The organism is Hymenobacter glacieicola (genome assembly GCF_014640315.1).
GTDB classification, from domain to species: Bacteria; Bacteroidota; Bacteroidia; order Cytophagales; family Hymenobacteraceae; genus Hymenobacter; species Hymenobacter glacieicola.
Window position 1 is genome coordinate 88,992 of sequence record NZ_BMGS01000009.1, and the last position, 18,852, is coordinate 107,843.

15 protein-coding genes are annotated in these 18,852 nt (G+C 58.9%); 6 read left to right on the forward strand and 9 right to left on the reverse strand.

Annotated features, from left to right (window positions below):
* Nucleotides 1–16: 16 nt before the first annotated feature.
* The gene (locus IEW18_RS16545; protein ID WP_188558984.1) at nucleotides 17–220 is read left to right on the forward strand and encodes a hypothetical protein; all 204 of its coding nucleotides are present in this window, start codon (nucleotides 17–19) and stop codon (nucleotides 218–220) included.
* A gap of 53 nt (nucleotides 221–273) precedes the next feature.
* Here IEW18_RS16545 and IEW18_RS16550 read toward each other — a convergent pair whose 3' ends face one another.
* From IEW18_RS16550 to IEW18_RS16565, 4 genes are all read right to left on the reverse strand, one after another.
* The gene (locus tag IEW18_RS16550; protein ID WP_188558985.1) at nucleotides 274–2,256 is read right to left on the reverse strand and encodes an OmpA family protein; all 1,983 of its coding nucleotides are present in this window, start codon (nucleotides 2,254–2,256) and stop codon (nucleotides 274–276) included.
* A 109-nt stretch (nucleotides 2,257–2,365) separates the two neighbouring features.
* Nucleotides 2,366–3,796 (reverse strand): 3' terminal RNA ribose 2'-O-methyltransferase Hen1, encoded by a 1,431-nt coding sequence (locus IEW18_RS16555; RefSeq protein WP_188558986.1) that lies wholly within the window; start codon nucleotides 3,794–3,796, stop codon nucleotides 2,366–2,368.
* A gap of 504 nt (nucleotides 3,797–4,300) precedes the next feature.
* Nucleotides 4,301–5,116, reverse strand: a complete 816-nt coding sequence (locus IEW18_RS16560; RefSeq protein ID WP_188558987.1) for a class I SAM-dependent methyltransferase — start codon at nucleotides 5,114–5,116, stop codon at nucleotides 4,301–4,303.
* Complete coding sequence (locus tag IEW18_RS16565; RefSeq protein WP_188558988.1) at nucleotides 5,109–6,107, reverse strand: hypothetical protein; 999 nt, start codon at nucleotides 6,105–6,107, stop codon at nucleotides 5,109–5,111. Before IEW18_RS16565 ends, IEW18_RS16560 begins: the two co-directional genes overlap by 8 nt.
* An 810-nt stretch (nucleotides 6,108–6,917) precedes the next feature.
* On the opposite strand from IEW18_RS16565, the gene IEW18_RS16570 reads away from it, so the two are divergent.
* The gene (locus tag IEW18_RS16570; RefSeq protein WP_188558989.1) at nucleotides 6,918–7,478 is read left to right on the forward strand and encodes a hypothetical protein; all 561 of its coding nucleotides are present in this window, start codon (nucleotides 6,918–6,920) and stop codon (nucleotides 7,476–7,478) included.
* 73 nt (nucleotides 7,479–7,551) lie between these two features.
* Here the strand turns inward: IEW18_RS16570 and IEW18_RS16575 are convergent, their stop codons facing one another.
* Entirely contained in the window at nucleotides 7,552–8,070 is a 519-nt protein-coding gene (locus tag IEW18_RS16575; protein WP_188558990.1) for an NUDIX domain-containing protein, read from the reverse strand.
* Between the two features lie 229 nt (nucleotides 8,071–8,299).
* Between IEW18_RS16575 and IEW18_RS16580 the strand changes: the two genes are divergently transcribed.
* Nucleotides 8,300–9,709 (forward strand): DEAD/DEAH box helicase, encoded by a 1,410-nt coding sequence (locus IEW18_RS16580; RefSeq protein WP_188558991.1) that lies wholly within the window; start codon nucleotides 8,300–8,302, stop codon nucleotides 9,707–9,709.
* Between the two features lie 205 nt (nucleotides 9,710–9,914).
* A complete protein-coding gene (locus tag IEW18_RS16585) occupies nucleotides 9,915–10,391 on the forward strand; it encodes a hypothetical protein (RefSeq protein ID WP_188558992.1) in 477 nt (158 codons plus the stop codon).
* 150 nt (nucleotides 10,392–10,541) lie between these two features.
* On the opposite strand, the gene IEW18_RS16590 is transcribed toward IEW18_RS16585, so the two are convergent.
* The 3 genes from IEW18_RS16590 to IEW18_RS16600 all read right to left on the reverse strand — a co-directional run bounded on the left by IEW18_RS16590 (nucleotide 10,542) and on the right by IEW18_RS16600 (nucleotide 14,290).
* On the reverse strand, nucleotides 10,542–10,712 hold the full coding sequence (locus IEW18_RS16590) for a hypothetical protein (protein WP_188558993.1): 171 nt from the start codon (nucleotides 10,710–10,712) through the stop codon (nucleotides 10,542–10,544).
* A 741-nt stretch (nucleotides 10,713–11,453) separates the two neighbouring features.
* Nucleotides 11,454–12,029 carry a helix-turn-helix domain-containing protein gene (locus tag IEW18_RS22015; protein WP_188558994.1) on the reverse strand — a complete coding sequence of 192 codons (576 nt, stop codon included), beginning with the start codon at nucleotides 12,027–12,029 and terminating at the stop codon, nucleotides 11,454–11,456.
* Nucleotides 12,030–12,529: 500 nt separating this feature from the next.
* On the reverse strand, nucleotides 12,530–14,290 hold the full coding sequence (locus IEW18_RS16600; protein ID WP_188558995.1) for a L,D-transpeptidase family protein: 1,761 nt from the start codon (nucleotides 14,288–14,290) through the stop codon (nucleotides 12,530–12,532).
* Between the two features lie 314 nt (nucleotides 14,291–14,604).
* On the opposite strand from IEW18_RS16600, the gene IEW18_RS16605 reads away from it, so the two are divergent.
* Entirely contained in the window at nucleotides 14,605–16,419 is a 1,815-nt protein-coding gene (locus tag IEW18_RS16605; protein WP_188558996.1) for a M1 family metallopeptidase, read from the forward strand.
* Between the two features lie 193 nt (nucleotides 16,420–16,612).
* Nucleotides 16,613–17,551, forward strand: coding sequence for a cyanophycinase (locus tag IEW18_RS16610; RefSeq protein ID WP_188558997.1), 939 nt, complete (start codon nucleotides 16,613–16,615; stop codon nucleotides 17,549–17,551).
* 239 nt (nucleotides 17,552–17,790) lie between these two features.
* Here IEW18_RS16610 and IEW18_RS16615 read toward each other — a convergent pair whose 3' ends face one another.
* Nucleotides 17,791–18,777 carry an isoaspartyl peptidase/L-asparaginase family protein gene (locus IEW18_RS16615; protein WP_188558998.1) on the reverse strand — a complete coding sequence of 329 codons (987 nt, stop codon included), beginning with the start codon at nucleotides 18,775–18,777 and terminating at the stop codon, nucleotides 17,791–17,793.
* Nucleotides 18,778–18,852 lie beyond the last annotated feature (75 nt).

Here is an 18,852-nt window from a genome sequence, read left to right on the forward strand (position 1 = left end):
CTGCTCATAGTTGTCGATGAACATCCGAATAAAGCAATTACTAACGGCATACGAACTCGCACCCATCACCAAAGGCACACTGCGGCCCCCTTGGTCACCGAAAGTTTATCTGGCGAAAGAATATGGTGAAGTGGAAATAAGCGCGGCTACCGGCAGCTGGAAGGCTGTGCAGCCGTTTACCCAAATCGGCAAAAAGAGTATTCGTCAGGAAATGCGCTAGTGCCTCCATCATCTGGAGAGCTAAAATAGCCTTTTCGTGGGTGGTGGCTGGCGCTACCTGCCCGTTACCCGAAACTCTACGCGGCGGTTGAGCTGGCGGGTAGCCTCCCGCTCGTTGGAGGCGCGGGGCTCGGCGCCGCCCAGGCCCAGGCCGGTGATGCGGTCCGCGGCTATGCCGTGGCGCACGAGGTAGGCTTTTACGGTGGCTACGCGCCGCTCACTGAGCTGTACGTTTTTCTCCGGGGCGCCCACGTTGTCGGTGTGGCCGCGTAGCTCAATGGTGAGGCTGGGCGTTTCGGTGAGCAATTGCAGCAGCTTTTTCAGGGCCGGGTACGAGGACGAGAGCAGCCGGGCACTGCCCTGCTCGAAGCGCACCTTATCCAGTCCCAGGGTGGTGCCCACGCTGAGCGGCTGCAGCAGCACATCCTGCACGTAGGGGCCGGAATAGGTGGCGTACGTGCTGTCGAGGGGCAGGTAGCCGGGCAGCTGCACCTTAGCCGCGACGGGGTGTCCAGGCTCCACCAGATACGAAAATACCCCCTGGGCCGTGAGTGGCACCGTGGTTTCGGCTCCGGCCGGCCCCAGGCGCAACCGGGCCAAGGGCAAGGGCTGAAACGTGGTGGCATCCAGCACCCGGCCCCGCCAAGTGCCGGTGGTAGGTGGGGCGGGTGGCGGCACCGTAGTGTTGACCAGCGTCGGCTCCCGGCGAAACACGTTACAGCCGGCCAGGTCCGTGTAGATGCCTCGGCGCACCAGCTCTGCCTCGCCCCGACTCATATCCAGGCGGTACAGGGCCTTCGGGCCGGCCATATAAAGCCAGCGCCGGCCCCGCTTGTCTTTCTGGAACAGCAGGTCGCTGTAGCCGCCCCGCTCCGGCAGGCCCGTGGGTACAATCAGTTGCGGGCCGGGCTGCCGGGTCGTTAGGTTCACGCTCATCAGCGAGCCGTTGGTGCTGTACACTTGGTAAATAGTGCCGGCATCATCGAGGCAGAAATTGCCGTGGGAGCCCGCGCCGGCAAAGCCAATCTGAGAATAAAAGGGGGCCTGCCGCTGCGGGTCGGTGGTCCAGAGCGTCGTTACGAGTCCATCGGCGGGGTTTACCTTCACCAGCTTGCTGGCATCCGACGTCATGAAGTAGAGCTGGCCCTGCTCATCGGTGGCAGCCGAAATCCAAACGTTTTCCGGGCCCTGAGCCGGCAGCTGCCAGCTGGTGTACTCGCCCTGGCCCGTGGCGGGGTTGTAGCGGTACACCCGCTCGGGGGCATTGGTCGGCGACTTAGTGACGGAGTACAGGCAATTGTCAAAACCCTTGGCTAGGGCGTAGGACTGGAAGGGCAATACCCGCCGGTGCACCTTGGGCCGGGCAGACAGGTCGGCGCTGGAAAACTCGTGGATGGTCTGGCAGTCGTCCTCCCAGGTGTCATTGGTAAAGCGCAGGGCCGCAATACCGTACATTTTATCGTCGCAGGGCTGGGGGGTAGTGCCGGGACGGCTGGGAGCATCGGCAGTAAACCGAAACGATTTCAGCACTTGCTCGCCTTCCGCTAAGTAGCGGGCATCCTGGGAAACAGGGGCCTGATACTCCACCCGAAACTCAACACCCTCGCGCCAGATGCGGCGGCCCATCACGCGGGTGCGCGGCGCCGGCGCCGGCGCCAGGGCGTAGGTGTAGTGGTACTGCACTTCCGGGTAACCGCCCTGCGCGCGCTGGCGCAGCAGCAAAACTTGCAGCTGCGCCAAATGTTGCAACCCTTGCCACACCGAGTCGGGGTGGGCGGCAGCCGGTGGACTACCTGGGGTCGGCTGCTTTCCGGCCGGCAGGGAACGGTGGGTAATCGTTACGACGGCCAACTCAGGCTTTTCGGCGGTGGCAAGACGGGTGGCGGCCGGGTGGCTGGCGGGCAGCATCTGCCAGGTGGCGGGGTAAGTGAGCTGGTAGCGGGCTACGGTATCGGCGTAGTGCCGCCGGGCCGCCGGCCCCTGAGCGGAGAGCTGCAGCCAGCAGAGCACCAGGGCCAGCGTCAGCAAAACCTTCATAAGCCAGTTAGTAAGCAGCGAAACTACCTCAAAGGTAAAAAAGCCGCGGCTCACGGCCCCTATTCCACTGAATAAGGACTACCCGAAAGCAGAACCTCCGCCCGTAGGCTTACCGCTCGAACACGGCCAGCTGGGACGGGGCGCCCAACCCGGCCATTACAGGGCCCAACGGCTCCACGCGCACCCGGTAGCCGTGGCGTTCTGCTACGCCACCGGCCCACGCAGTGAATTGCGCCTGAGTCCATTCGAAGCGGTGGTCCTGGTGGCGGAACTGGCCGGCAGCTAAGGTTTCGTAGTGCTGATTGTAATCGGCGTTGGGGGTCGTGACGAGCACGACGCCGGGCCGGGCGCGAGCAAACACTACCTGTTCAAAGGTGGCCAGCCGACTTTCATCCAGGTGTTCAATGACCTCCACCACGGCGGCCGCGTCGTAGCCGGCCAGGCGGGGGTCGTGGTAGAGCACGGAGCCCTGGGCCAGGGTCAGCCGCTCCCGCTGGCGGGGCGGCATTTCAGCCACGTGCAGGCGCTGCTGAGCCCGCTCCAGCTCCCGCCACGACACATCCAGGGCCAGAATGTGCTCGACGTGCGGCAACTGCAGCAGCCGGCGCACCAGCTTGCCTTCCCCGCACCCCAGGTCAAGGACGCGCTTGGCCCCGAGGCGGCGGATTTCCTCGGCCACGCGGTCCAGGCGCAAATCGTGAAGGCTCAGCGTATCGGCGGCTTCCCCAGCCCCAAGTTCGGTGGCAGGAGCGGCGTTTGCTGCCGGCGACAAGGCTAGTTCGATTGTATCGTCGGTCAAATCTTCCTCATTGCTGAGCAGGCGCTCCAGCGTAGGGTTCACGTAGGCGCTAAACCGCAGGTAGCGCCGCGTGATAAACTCCCGCTCGGGGTGACGGGGTAGCCACTCGCCGCCGCGGTGCAGGAGCTTTTCCGCCTCGGCCTTACCTATCCAGTAATGCTTGTTGTTATCCAGCACCGGAATCAGCACGTAGAGGTGGGAGAGCAAATCCTGGAGGCGCAGGCCCGCGTGGCGCAGGCGCAGCGTAAAGTAGCGGCTGTTGCCCCACTCGGGCACGGTGGGGTCCAGGGGGTGGGCTTCTGTTTCCACCTCGTAGCCCAGCGGGCCAAAGAGGCGTTGCAGTTGCTCGGCACTGGCGGCAGGCATCACCGCTACGGTGGCCATCAGGGGCAACAGGGTGTCGGGTAGCTCGGGCCGGTCCTTGCAGGTGCCGTTCATGGCCGTGTTGAAGGCCTTGGCCAGGGCTGCGCTCAGGAAGGACGAGGCCACGTAGGGACGGTCGTTCACGTATTGCTCCAGGGCAAAGCCTTCCCCGGCCGGCCCGCGGTGGCTGCGTACCAGGGCCACAGGGTCAATTGTTAGTAGCAGGGCCGCAGTACAGCGCTCAGCCGTAGCCTCGGGGTAGAAAACGTGGGCCTGGCCAGCGGCCACGTCCAGGGTTTGAAGGCGGCTTGGGTTCTTGTGCAGCAGGTAGCCCAGGTCGGTGGCGGGCTGATGGGTAGTGGTAATGGTTAGCAGCATGAGCTTACAGCCAGACAGTACAACAGTATATAGATCCACGGTACCTACCTCGGGCAGGCAGCAGCAAGATAAAGAAGCGGGAAAGATACCGCTACCTAGCCGCAAGGTCTGCCGAGCCTGCGGTTTCATGTGTCAGTAGTAGGTAGCAGCGCAATCACCCGCCGCGGCGCTTTCGGCTAGCTGACTTCGTGGCCTTATTTTACCCGACCTCACATTGCCTTGGTTACTGGCTACAAGCCAATTTCTGCTTTTAATCATTTGGTAAATAAAACAGCAATAATGCATCAAGCAATATACCCAAATGATTACATATACTATATTCCTCTTAATTCTTGTGCAATACGGTGTTGAATTGCTAATCAATTCCTGCATAACTCTTTATAAAAAATTTATCCACGTGCATTCAACGCACTACAACAAATGGACATAACAGCAAGCATAGGGATGAAACTGTCCAAATGCCTAACAAGAAGTAGCGAGCCAGGTACAACTGACTTTTTGTTTTCAGCCTGCTGATGCAGGAAGGCCAGGCTGTTGGGCCAGCAGCACGGACGCCAAGCCCGGAAACAGCCGTTCTGTGCGAACATTAATGAGACCAGCTGCCCGGCACGCGGCGGCCATAGCCTCCAGATCCGGGCACTGACGAGCATACGGAAGCAAGTGCGTATGGGCCGTTATAGGTCCACCAAGGAAGCGCAGCAGGTGGTTAAGGTTCCACAGGTAGCCCAGGCACATAAGCCGCCGCCAGCCGCGGGCCGGTATCGTTAGCTCCAGCAACGCAACAGTACCGCCCGGGGCCAGCAGACGCGCTATTTCTGCTCCTAATGCTGGGTAGGTAGCCTGCGCCAGGGTCTTTACGCCAAAGGCACTTACCACCACATCGGCCGAGCCGGTACGCAGGCCGCAGCTACAAGCCCCGGCTTGATGCAGGCTTACCTGCCCCGGAATGGCTAGCGCAGCCCGCCGCCGGGCCGCTGCCGCCAGCATCGGCCGGGAAAAATCCACTGCCCTCACCCGACCCGTAGGCCCCAGCGCCGGCAATAGCTGCGGCCACAGTTCTCCGGTACCCGTCATCAGGTCTACTACCCGCTGCCCGGTTTGTAGGGGCAGGCGGGAAGCTAACTGTCGCCGCCACCAGCCTGTGAGGCCTCCCGTTAGCACCGAATGCCAACGGTAGGTGACGGCCATGCTGTCAAAGAGCCGTTGTACAGCCTGCGGCTCATATAAACCGCCAGCCAACTGGGGCACGGCAGTGGTATCGGCGCTTACGGAAACCAGGGGCTGCTTGCCGCCAGAAACCAGTTGGTAAGCCTTATTCATGCTCGGCCTGCTGCTGAATGGTAGTTAGTACGCGCGTGTGCATATCATCCAGCAGGTAGTCACTCCAGAGCTGCCAGTAGTTGCGCGGACCAATGCTGTGCTGGTACACCGTGCGCGCCTCCAGCAGCGTCCGGCCCCCGGGTAAGGGCTGCAATCGGAAGGTGCCCGTCCGGACCCGAAAGTAGCCGTGCAGGTGCGGGGCATGAATCCGGGGGTAAGGGCTGAGCTCCCGCATCGGAGCGGGGGTAGTCGGAACCCGAAACTGCAGCTCCCGGGCCGGTACCCACCGCGTCAGGGGCAAATGCGCCACCGCATTGCCGGAGTACGCCACGGTCAGCTCGCGCTGGCCCGTGGAAGTAATGCTCAGCGCCGTTCGGGTAGGGTATGCTACGCCCGCCCGAAACAGCAGGCCGACCCGCTTAGGATAGTGCACAGGCTGAACCAGGGCTGCCCAAACCCGGGCGGGCGAGGCCTGCACCACCCGGCGGGTTATTACCGCATGCAGGGGTGGTGGGGGCGCTACCCGACTTTCGTAGGATTGCAGGGCGGGGTATACCAGTACGAGCGCCGCCAGCACGGGAAGCGGCCGGCGGCTGTCGGTTCCCAGCGCCAGGACGATAAGCTGCCCTACCCCGGCCCCAATTAACGCCATTACCAGGCCCACGGGAAAGGCCATTGCCACGCATATGAGCCCTTCTATGCGACTCGCAATCAGCAGCAGCATGGTGCAAACCAGCGCCAGCGTGGTCACGACTGCTAAAGCAGGCCGGAATAGCCGCCGCTGGTCAGCCGGCTTGGGCAGGTTATACAGGACAGAAGCGGCCAGCCCGCACACAAAGGGAGAGAAGATAAACAGCGTCCAGCCGTATGACTCGAATTGCTGGGTAGAAATAGCCATGAGCACGGCCCCCAGCACTCCCACCACTCCCACCGTGAGGGTCGCACTACCCGTTGCCGACCGGGAGTACCAGGGCACAGGGCGAGGCGGCACCGGTGAGGAAGAGACGAAAGGTGATTGAAGCGGTGAGTTGGTAGGGTCAGTAGGCATAGTAGTATGGTAGTGGTAATACATTGGAGAGATTAGCCAGCAACTATGCCCCCCGCCGGCAAGCAAAAGCCCACAGCTCTTGCAGTAGGTCAGGGCGCCTGGATATGATGAAGTCAAATATATTTTAATTTCAGTAAATACTGAAAGTTTGAAATAATAATTTTTTCTTTCTCTGTACTAACCTGCCTCAGCCTGAACTGCGCGCTGCCTTTTGCTTGTATTGGGCGGCTAGAACACACTCATCAAGTTTGACTTAAACATTAGCAGTAAGACCTATTTGCTTCCTCTAAGTGCTACTGAATTAACACGTTATAGTACGCCTGTGCTACTGCCAATTGTATTACCCATTTGGTAATTACCAACTAATACGTGTTTTATTTTTTTACAGAGGACGTACACACAATCATGGATTAACCATTTGCATAAGCAGCGTGGAGGCAAGTTTCTAGCTGTCTCCGTTCTTAAAAGAGTCCTCCTCTCCCCTCTTCATCAGGCTACCAACAAGTGTTCAGGCTAGTATTTTGAACTACAAGCGGTGGCTAGTAAGCTAGGAGGTGACTACAGATTGAATGGTGCCAGTACAGCTGAAGACGCTTGCGCCTGACCTAGCAGGCGCCATTAGCCTGCTCGTGCTCAGGATCTGCCGGGCGCCGGGCTCAGCTGGCCGAAATCATACTCAAACGGGCCGGGCTATTCTCTATCTTTGTCTGGTCGAAATCCGGCCCCTCTTCTCACCCGCTTGCTACTGCTTCTATGAAGAAATTTTTCCTCCTCTCGGCTCTGCTGCTTGGTACGCTCGCTGCCTCGGCGCAGTACATGCCCGGTAAGCCGCGCAAAAAATATTCCTTCCCCAAAAAAGACGAGGAGAGCCCCTACGTGCTTAACGTCACTAAGAACACCGACGAGGATGCGGAGGTAGATGCCTGCGTAACCCGCGTAGCCTACCGCCCCTACGCCGAGATGCTGACTGAAATCAATGAGCTCAAGCGCATGAACAACTGGGCCGATACTACCTATCAGCGTCGGTTTCAGCAGCTGCCGGCCGGTGGCCTACTCACCATCACCATGTACCGTCGGGGGGCCCAGAACGCTGATCCGGCCTATTTGAGTTTGGTTGCCAAAACCAAGGACGGCAAGGAAGTACTGAACCTGGCGGAGCTGCCCGCCGGTCAGGGCCGGTTCTGGAACCGCGACCTGTACATGAGCAAGCGCGCCGTGCCCTTCACCAAAACGGAGGCCCCGCAAGATGTTTTCCTCACAATCAACGACGCGAAAACCAAGCAGAACTTCGAGTACATCATCAAGGCCCAGTAACCAGTCGGGTTTCGGTCACACCTAAAAAGCCTGCTCCGGCGTATGGAGCAGGCTTTTTAGTGAGCAGTACGCGTCACTGCTTTTTTCGTAACTGGGCCCACTGCACGGCCACGAGCGTTTTGGCATCTTCAAAGGAGGCGCGCCACAACTCTTCCGGGCGAAAAAATACGGGCTCAATCCGCTCATTTTCTTCGGCTAGTCCGCCCCCCTGCCCGGTTTGCTGGCTTACCTCCGCGTAAAAGACGGTGATGGCCTCGGCGCTGGTGCCGGGCGAAGGTAGCAGGCGGACAATCTGCTCCAGATAGTCTACGTCGTAGCCTAGCTCCTCGTGGATTTCCCGACGAATGGCGGCCGCTGGCTCCTCCTGCCCATCTACCATGCCGGCGGCTATTTCCACCAGTTCTTTTTCGGGCCCGACGCGGTACTGACGGGTAAGAATGTACTGGCGGGTTTGGGTGTTGTACACCAGGGCGGCCACGGCGGTGCCCGGCTCGAACCGCTCCCGCCGGAGCACGTTGTCGCCGTCCTGCACCTGAAGCAGGCTCAGCTTGTAATGGCCGTCGTAAGCAATTTTCCGGTCGGTAATGTGCATCGTGCGCAAGGAAGTTTCTGAATGGATAGCTGAAAAGTAAACGGTTTTACCCGCGCCTGGTGTTACCGGACTAGTAGAGCGCCTTGCTGAGCCCCGGCAACTACTTCCGGCCTTATTGGCCGCTCCTTTTACGCTCTGCACGCGCATCCGTATAAAAACCCGACCTTTGCGGGCTCATTATCTCCCGTGCCATTTTCGCTGCCCGCGGGCAGCCGCTTTTTTTTCTTTGATGTCATTCGACGAACTAAACCTAATTGACCCCATCCTGGGCGCTTTGCGCGAGGAAGGGTACACTACCCCTACCCCTATTCAGCAGCAGGCTATTCCGCAGGTGCTGGAAGGCCACGATCTGCTGGGCATCGCCCAAACTGGTACCGGCAAAACGGCCGCGTTTACCGTTCCTATTCTTCAGATCCTGCACCAAACGGCCCAGGTGGAGCGCCACGCGCCCGGCCGGATCCGCTGCCTGGTGCTTACTCCTACCCGGGAGCTGGCCATCCAGATTGGGGAAAGCTTTGCGGCGTACGGCCGTCATTTGCCCAAGCTGCGCTCTACCGTTGTGTTTGGCGGCGTGGGCCAGCACCCGCAGGTACAGGCCCTGAAGCGGGGCGTGGAGGTACTCATTGCTACCCCCGGCCGCCTGCTGGACCTGATGAACCAGGGCTTCATCGACCTGCGCAACGTTGAAATATTTGTACTGGATGAGGCGGACCGCATGCTCGACATGGGCTTTATCCATGACATCAAGCGTATCCTGCCCAAGCTACCCACCCGGCGCCAGACCCTGTTCTTCTCGGCTACCATGCCCGGTCAGATTCAGGAGCTGGCCAACAGCATCTTGCGGCCCAACCCGGTGAAGGTGACGGTTACGCCCGTTTCCAGCACGGCCGATACGGTAACCCAAGCCGTGTACATGGTCGAGAAAAACGACAAGCCCGCCCTGCTTGAGCACGTGCTGTCGGACAAGAACATTCGTCGGGTGCTGGTCTTTACTCGCACCAAGCACGGCGCCGACAAGGTAGTACGCACCCTAGCCAAAGCCGAAATTCCGGCCGAAGCCATCCACGGCAACAAGTCGCAGAACCACCGCCAGCGGGCCCTGAGCAACTTTAAGGCCGGCACCACCCGCGTGCTGGTTGCCACCGACATTGCGGCCCGCGGCATTGATGTGGACGAGCTGACCCACGTTATCAACTACGAAATTCCGAACGAGCCGGAAACCTACGTGCACCGCATCGGCCGCACCGGCCGCGCCGGAGCCGACGGCACGGCCCTGTCGTTCTGCGACGACGAGGAGCGCGCCTACCTGCAGGATATTCAGAAGCTGATCCGCCGGCAGGTGCCGGTGGTGCAGTCGCACCCCTACACTTCCAGCCAGGTAGCGCCCGTTCCGCTTTCCGGTGGTCCGGCCATTAAGCGCCCCAAAGGTCCGGCGGGCCGGCCACCCCGCGCCCCCCAAGCGGGTGGCCAGAACCGCGCCGAAGGCGGTGGGCGGCCGCCGCAGGGCCGCGGCGGCGAGCAGCGCCCCCGGGGCGCAAACCACGCCGCAGCTCCGCGCCCCGAGGGCACGGCCAGTGCTGGTGGTTCCGGCCGGAGCGGGCAGCGCCGCTTCCGGGGCAATGGCGGCGGCAGCCGCTAAGCTAGGCGCTAACACCGCCGCAGGACCCACAACGCTACGCTAGACGAACCTTTCCCGTCTGCAACGTCAGGCTTAGCCGCCTGGCGTTGCAGACGGGTTTGTTTTGCGGGCAGCATTGTAAGGCCAGCCGGCTAAACAAAATGACGTAGTAGCAACTTATCAGGCAGCTAATGGCTTCTTCTAGGGACACTCTCACTGTTTTGTTATGGCTCATCGCACTCTTCCCGTCATTCAGGCTTTGCGTGATACGGCGCAGCGCCTAGCTGCCCAGGCTCCTTACCAGTGGGGCCACATGGGTAGCTGTAACTGCGGCCATCTGGCCCAAACCATTACCAAGCTTACCAAAGGTGAAATTCACGCCCGGGCCATGCAGCGCTACGGCGACTGGGAGCGGCAGCTCATTGACTACTGCCCAACCAGCGGGCTGCCCATCGACACCACCATTGATGAAATGCTGACCCTCGGATTTAGCCGCCAGGATTTGACGCACTTAGAGCGGCTGTCAGATTCAGCTATTCTGTCGGCCATTCCGTTTGAGCGGCGCAACGCCATGCGCCACAATCAGCGCGACGATGTGGTGCTTTATCTACGTACCTGGGCCGACCTACTGGAAAACGAGTTGCTGGCAGACATTAAGCTGCCAGAGCTAGCGCCGGCTCGTTCGGCAGTAGCCGCTAACTGACAACGCGCCCAGTTATTGTCACACGCAAAAAGCCCCGCTGACGGATCAGCGGGGCTTTTTTTATGGCAGGAGGTTACCCGGGAGCAGGCAGGCACTGCTCTGAGCGCCTAGACCTAAGTACGCACTCGGGTGCTCAGGCAGTACGCGGGGCTAGTAGTTAACGTCGCTGCGCTGGGCCTCGCGGTATTGCTCGGTCCGGTGGCTGCGCTTATAGGCAGCATCCGCGTTTGGATCTTTCTCCGCATCGGGAGCTTGCGAGCAGGACGACAGGAACAGCGAAGCGCAGGCAGCGAACAAGAAGGGCAGACGGAAATTTTTCATGTCTCAAAGGTAAGCACCGGCCCGAAAACGGACAAGTACCTTTCAAGCCCTCTTGACTCGGCAGGGACTGGCAACGCTACCCATCTACTTCGTAACATAAGTAGCTATTACAAACCTATCGGCAGCGAAGTAAAGAGGTTGGTCACAAGAGTTACAAATGTATTCACGGTAGCCCGAGTCTATCAGCAAATACTAAGCAGTAACTGCCAACAAAAAATTGTAAACCCTTTTTCTGTGGTCAGCTACCTCGCTACTTAGCAGGGTAACTCTAGGCATTGTTGAGACCGGAGAGTAACACCAGAGGATCTAATTCTATTAGCGCGACAAGTCTAAGCTCGGTTTAAACTTTTCGGGGTTAGAGGTTATGCAAGATATTTAGCATTCAATTCGGGTAACCAGGCCTATTAGCAACCCGTGTATAGACAAATTAATATTATAACTATATCACTAATTTTAATACCCATAAACTAAATACCATGTCTTTAGCTTATGGTTTACTATTGAACATACATACATCTGAAAAACAGTCACTTATAAATCATTATATACAAATCTTAATAATACGTTTAGCAGCATACGCCGTATGACTATACCAGTCCAATTTGGCACCTCTTTTGGCAAACTATCCGAGGGTTAGCTAACTATGTTTTCGTGCCGGCTAGCGGCGGCTACAGGGCACTGACAAATTGCATCCCGCTTAGTTCGCTCTCCACGTTTTTATACTACCGAGGTGCTACGGGTCTATTGCGTTGGTGATTCTGGCTGGAAATCCGCGAAGGTGCCGTCATGATAGAATATGACAATGCGACGGATACTTTTTCCGGTCCCAGCAGGGCTGGGTGTTACCTCGCTAGTGGGGGGAATGTTAAGTGCGGCGGCCGATGGTTTGGACTGTACACTAGGGGTTGTAAGGACCTTAAGGGGCTGCGTGGGTGGTAGTGGAGTTGCTGGCTCAGGGTTGTCGGCAATAGGCGTACTTGCTACGGGCGCGCTGGCAGCCAGATTTATTGCCACTGTAGCCTCTTCTGGGTGCTGGACGGCTACTACCTCGGGCTGGGGCCGAATGGCCTTGATACGGGGCGCTTCTGGGGCCGGAGTGGGGGCAAGCGCAGTCATAGGCCCCGCACCACTCAATAACCAAGGCAACGACAAGTCAGGGAAGGCCACAATAATCTTCTGCACTACCTCCAGACTGGGTTTATTACGGCCACTCAGGATGTGGCTCACAATAGGACGAGAAACCCCTATAGTGTCGGCAAGCTGAGTGGGCGTTAACTGCCGAGCAGACAGTAACTCCCGGATTCGTTGTTCTATCATGTGCGGATTCAAGATGGTTTACAAATGTACTACCCTTAAAGCTTGGATACACCGCCCTTGTTAGTTCAACACAAAAGTAAATCACATAAGCACTATCGTTATAAATGTTAATTCAACCATTCTACCCACACGCCTTATAACATTTGTTATTGCACTTGTTATTTGTCTTCACTTCTAACTCCCGATTGGTGTTGTTAATCCACCTAGCGTAAGTGCTCTTCGTCTTGGGGTGCGACTATGGCCGCATGCAGTTTCTCTTAGGTAGCTTCAGTAGTTTAGTAGGTAGTTGTTTACCAGAAGTCCTCTAAGCGCATAATGCATCATCCCTCCCTAGCCTAGCTCCACTGTGTAATCGACCTACTACTTGAGCAGCATCTCCCCAGCTGAACTCAAGACTTGTTCTAACGCACGCGGGCCGTGCCATCAGGAAGATGACACGGCCCGCGTGGTTTTATTTTGTAGTGACTCGCTTACACTACCTCTGCCCTAACTCAACTAAGCTAATCGAAATACTCCTTGGCCAGAGCCTTATCATGCCCATAGATATCGTCGCGGAAATGCACCTTACCGTCTTCATCAACCCAGGTAGTGAAGTAGACCAGATACACCGGCAGCTTCTCAGGAAGGGTGACGTATTTCTCCCGTCGGTTGGCAATGGTATCCATGATGGCCGTCCGGTCCCAACCGGGCTTATCGCGGAGTAGATATTCGGCCAGCTTGATGGGCTCAGCTACCCGCACGCACCCGTGGCTGAACCCGCGCTTGGTCTGGCTGAACAGCTCGTCGTGGGGAGTATCGTGCAAGTAAATATCCTGGGAGTTGGGGAAGATAAACTTCACATCCCCCAGGTCGTTCTTCGGGCCGGGACGGCGGCGCAGGGTGTACTTCCAGGTCTTCTCCGTAAGGTTACTCCAGTCAATGTTGCTGGGGTCAACGGGCGTGGCCTTGGCCCCCCATCCTTTCACCACCTCCATGTCGAGGCGGTTGAGAGTACCGTGCGGATCCGAGGCCAACTTATAACGCAGCTCTTTATCGATGATACTGTAGGGCACGTTCCAGTAAGGTGCCAGCACTACGAACTCCATCTTGTCGCTGAAGACCGGCGTAGCGTTCAACGTTTTGCCTACAATAACGGGCATATTGAACACCTCTTTGCCTTCTTCCACCACGTGCAAGGTGTACTCAGGGATGTTCACCAGCAGGTAATTGGGCTCAAACTTTTTAGGAATCCAGCGCCACCGCTCCATGTTCAACATGATCTGATCGATGCGCTGGGACACGGGAATGTTGAGTAGGCGCAAGGTTTCCCCAGCCACAATGCCATCCGCTTTCAAGCCATTCTGTTGCTGGAATTCCTTTACGGCCGCCACCAACTCGGGACTGTATACTTGAGCTACCGGAGCAGCTCCGGCGGCGGGCGCACCCGGTTTATTAGCTACGGCAACTGCTGGCGTGGCGGCCGGAGCCGGGGCAGCAGCTTGGCCCAGCAGACGGGCGCTCAGGGCCGCTACGGCCGGCGACGAAGCGCCAGGCGTCAGGCGGGTACCGGCCGGGATGGTGGGCCAACCCCCATTGCGCTGTATCTCCCGGTAGTCAGCCAGCGCCTTTTTAAGCCGGTCATACTCCGGGTGCAAGGGCTCAAAATCGTAGTAGCCGTAGATGCTTTCCCGCTCCCGAAGAATGGTCATCAGGGCCTTATGCAGCTTGATTTTATTGCGCTTTACCTTCCAGTCGATGGCCTTCACGGAGCGCGGGTCAACCGTACCCCGGTAAAAGTCAGAGGCATAGTTGAAGTAAGTACCCGATAAGGCTACATCAATTTCTTTTTCCAGGGCATTGCGTTTCGTCGAATCGGACTGGGCCGCTTCCAGACTGGCAAAGAGCTTGTCGAAGTCCTTGGTATTGTAGTCTTTAGGGTCAAGGCCTTCGTCGGCGGCTTTGTTGATTACGGAAATCAGCGTTTTCGCCTGGGGTACGATTTCATGGTTTCGGAACCAGCCAAGGCGGAAATTCCGCTCCCGGTAGAACTTCTTTGCCCACTCAATCTGATCCTTGAATTTGGGCTCGGCCGCCATGTACTTTACGATGTACACGCTGTCGAGCGTAGGCTGGGCGCCGCCCGCCTTGGTCAGGCCAGCGGGTAGCGCCTCCCGCAGCTGGGCTTTCTGGTCCTGGCTGCACGACACGGTAGACGTGAGCAGCAGCAGGCCCAGCAGCCAACAGCAAACGGTATAAAAAAAGGGACGATGCGTTACGTTCATGCGAATGGTCAAGAGAAAAAAGAACAGCACTGAAACATATTTCGCGCCAAGTCCGGCAGAAATTTGATTCAGGACGTTGTACTGGATTCGGTAGGGTTGAGTTGTCGAATCCATCATTCTCCTGCTGCTGCAAGTTAACGCATTTAGCCTGACTCCCGCGCACTGCAAAACGTAGAAATAACGGGCTCCTTCCCTATTTCATGCTTAACGCAGCGCGCGGCCGGCGGCGCCGGTTTGCGCGGGCGGCTTGCCGTTTTGGCTACCTTCGTCTACTTCTTCCGCACTACCTTCCGGGATAGTACCACCTACTCTCTATGCCTACCTCCTTTCCTACTACCGCCTTCGTTCCTGATCCGCACAGCTACGCTCGCCCCGCGGAAGTCAGCGTGCATCACTTGGCGCTTGCCTTAACCGTAGACTTTGCTTCCCGCACGCTGGCCGGCACGGCTACCTGGCAGCTTAGCAACCACCACGGCGCAACGGAGCTGGTGCTGGATGCGCGCGCCCTGCTGATTGAAGCCGTGTTGCTAGACGGCCCCACTGGCCCGCCGGCTGCCTTTACGCTCGGACCGGAGGACGCCGTGCTGGGGCAGGCCCTGCGCATTGCCATTGCCCCGGGCACGGCCGCCGTTAGCATCCGCTACCGCACCACGCCCGCGGCCGCGGCTCTGCAGTGGCTGAAGCCAGAGCAAACCGCCGGCCGCCAGCAGCCCTTCCTTTTCACCCAGTCCCAGGCCATCTTGGCCCGCACCTGGATTCCGTGCCAGGACTCGCCGGGAGTACGCTTCACCTACGAAGCGCAGGTGCGAGTACCAGCCCACCTGCTCGCCCTGATGAGCGCCGAGAACCCGCAACAGCGCAGTGCCAGCGGGGAGTACACCTTCCGCATAAGCCAGCCGATTCCGGCCTACCTCATGGCCTTGGCCGTGGGCGACGTGGAGTTTCAGGCGTTGAGTCCACGGACGGGCGTGTACGCCGAACCCGCTACCCTGCCCGGAGCCGCCGAGGAGTTTGCCGAGCTGGAAAATATGGTAGCCGCGGCCGAGGACCTGTACGGACCCTACCGCTGGGACCGGTATGATCTGCTGGTGCTGCCCCCCTCCTTCCCGTTCGGTGGCATGGAGAATCCGCGGCTAACATTTGTTACCCCCACCATTCTGGCCGGCGACCGAAGCCTGACCAGCCTGGTGGCCCACGAACTGGCCCACTCCTGGAGCGGCAACCTGGTGACCAATGCCACCTGGAACGACTTCTGGCTGAACGAGGGTTTCACCGTGTACTTTGAGCGGCGCATCATGGAGAAGCTCTACGGCCGCCCCTACGCCGACATGCTACAGGTGCTTGGGCACTCGGCCCTGCTCCACACCGTGCAGGAGTTGGGCGCCACCAGCCCCGACACCCATCTGCACCTAAACCTACAAGGCCGGGACCCCGACGAAGGGCTCAATGAAATTGCCTACGAAAAAGGCGACTACCTCCTGCTCACCCTCGAACACCTGGTAGGCCGCGAAACCCTGGACACTTTCATCAAAGACTACTTTGCCCGCCATAGCTTCCGCAGCATGGATACGGCTTCCTTCGTGCGCTACCTGCGGCAGGAGCTGCTCGACCAACACCCGGGGATGGAGGAGCAACTTCAGCTGGCGGCCTGGATCAACGGCCCGGGCATTCCGGCGGGGGCCCCACCCGTTTCGGCCAGCCGCTTCGAGGCCGTAGATGCGGCGCTCCGCCAGTGGCAAACCGGCACGCCCGCTTCGGCCCTCACTACCGCTGCCTGGACCAGCCACGAATGGGTGCACTTCCTGCACGGGCTACCTTCAGAGCTAACGGCGGAACAGTTAATCGAATTGGATGCAGCGTTTGAGTTTACGCATTCGGGCAATTCGGAAATTCTGGCGGCTTGGTTTCCCCTGACCATTGCGGGCGGATACGCTCCGGCGGAGGCTGCCCTGCACCAGTTCCTGACGCGGGTGGGCCGGCGTAAGTTTCTGGTGCCGCTGTACCGGGCGCTACTAGCCACCCCCGGCGGCGCTGAACGGGCCCGCCGCATTTACGCCGAAGCGCGCGGCAACTACCACGCCGTGGCTACCAGTACGTTTGACGCCTTACTGGGCAAGCCGGCCGAGTAACTGCCGCGCTTTGGCCAGAACTATTCCGGAGCTAACCGCCTTCGGCGTTACTTCGGGCGCGTAAATTAGGCCGGCACCGGAACAAGCCGGTTGCGCTACGGCGTTAGAGGCCGTGGCCTGGTAGAGGTGGCTTGAACCTTGCTTGTAGTAGCCGGTTCTTTCCTAGTTGTGTTGATTAAGCTGATTTTTTGCATTGAAAAATTCTAAACCGCTCGGTAAGCTGATTGCCATTGGAGGCAATGAAGACAAAGGCACGTATCCGAACCCGCGCACCAAAAAGAAATACTACCTCAACTTCTTCGAGTTGGGTATCCTCAAACGAGTAATCCTGGAGTCGGGCAAGGAAGACCCGCGCATCGAGGTAATTACTACCGCTTCCATGATTCCGGAGGAGGTAGCCCGCATCTACGTCTCGTCGTTCACCATGCTCAACTGCAACAACGTAGGCATTCTGGACATCCGCGTGCCGGAAGACGCGCTGTACCCGGAATACGTTGAGCGGCTGAAGCAAGCGGATATTGTGATGTTCTCGGGCGGCAACCAGTCCCGCCTGACGGACATATTCGGGGGTACGGAGTTTCTGGCCACCCTACAGGAGCGGTATTACAACCAGCCGAACTTTGTCATTGCTGGTACTTCGGCCGGGGCCATGGCCATGTCGAAAACCATGATTAAGGGCGGCAGCGTGCCGGATGCCCTCATGAAAGGAGCCGTGAAGATGGGTACGGGCCTGGGCCTTATCAACAACGTGGTCATTGACTCGCACTTCGTGAAGCGTGGCCGTTTTGGCCGGCTCATCGAGGCGGTAGCCCTGCACCCCAAGCTGATTGGCATTGGGCTGGGCGAGGATACGGGCGTGCTGATTACGGAAGGCAGCCAGATTGAAACCATTGGCTCCAACCTAGTCATCATTATGGATGGGCACAAACTGGAGCATAACAACGCGGCGGCGGCCAAAAAAGGCGAGGCTATTTCCATCGAAAGCATGCTGCTGCACGTGCTGGTGAAAGGCAACGTCTACGACATTGGCCAGCGCGAATTCTACCCGAACCTGAAACTACGTCAGCAAGCCGCCGAGTCGGTGCGCCTCACGGCCGGCCAGGACGCCAACGAGCCTGCTCCCGCTCTTTAATTGCTCGGCTTCCGTTTTCAAACAAAAAGACTTCCCGACGGGAAGTCTTTTTGCTTTTACTACCGCCGCATTCCGAGGAGTAATAAGGCTGCTCAGCTCAAAAATTTGGATTGTGCTTTTCAGCCGCATCATGGCTGTGTTACGACCTTTAGATCAGGCTATTACACTACAACCAAGGCCTTTTATCAGAAGCGCTGCTACTCCTTATATATATAGGCACAAAAAGCAGCCTCCGTTTCCTACTTGTAAATAGCCACGAAAGGCTTGGCATCGGCGGACATTTGGCTGGCCCGGTACATGCCTTCGGAGTTGAACGGCAGGGCTACGTTGCCGGCCGCATCCACGGCTACTAGCCCGCCCTCGCCCCCGATGGGGGCCAGCTTGTCGTGCACGACTACCCGGCAGGCTTCCGCCAAGCTCAGGCCCCGGTATTCCATCAGGCAGCTGATGTCGTGGGCTACCACGGCGCGCAGGAAATACTCGCCGTGCCCGGTGCAGCTGATGGCGCAGGTGCGGTTGTCGGCAAAGGTGCCCGCCCCGATGATGGGTGAGTCGCCGATGCGGGAGTGCTGCTTGTTGGTCATGCCCCCGGTGCTGGTGGCGGCGGCCAGGTTGCCGTGCACGTCACGGGCCACGGCCCCTACCGTGCCCATTTTCTTTTTCGGGTCTTCGTTGGGGAAGGCACTGGGCTCGGCCAGCGGGGCTGCAGCTTCCAGGGCCTGGCTGTGGTCAAGGCGCATACGGCCCTCGGCCAGGGCTTCCTGCAGCTGGTCGTAGCGCTGCTGGGTGAAAAAGTATTCGGTGGGCTGGGTGGGTAGGCCGTGCTGGCGAGCCAGCTCATCGGCGCCGGGGTAGCCCAGCAGCACGTGCTCGGTTTTCTCCATCACCATGCGCGCCGCCCGAATAGGGTTCTGGACGGTGCGCACCCCAGTTACGGCCCCGGCCGCGCGCGTACGCCCGTCCATGATGGCGGCGTCCATTTCGTGGTGGCCTTCGTGGGTGAACACGGCCCCGCGGCCAGCATTAAACAAGGGACAGTCTTCGAGGCTACGCACGGCCAGCTCCACGGCTTCCAGCGCCGAGCCACCCTGGCGGAGCACCGCGTAGCCAATGGCCAGGGCCTCGCCGAGGGCTTCGCGGTAGGCCTGCTCCTTTTCCGGAGTCATGGACTGGGGCGAAATAGTGCCGGCTCCCCCGTGCAGGGCAAAAGCGAAGGAAGTTGTCATAATGCGAAAAAAATTAGCGGGTAAGCAAAAATGCAACGCAAAGGTAGGCAAGCATCTGAGCTCAACAGGCCCGTA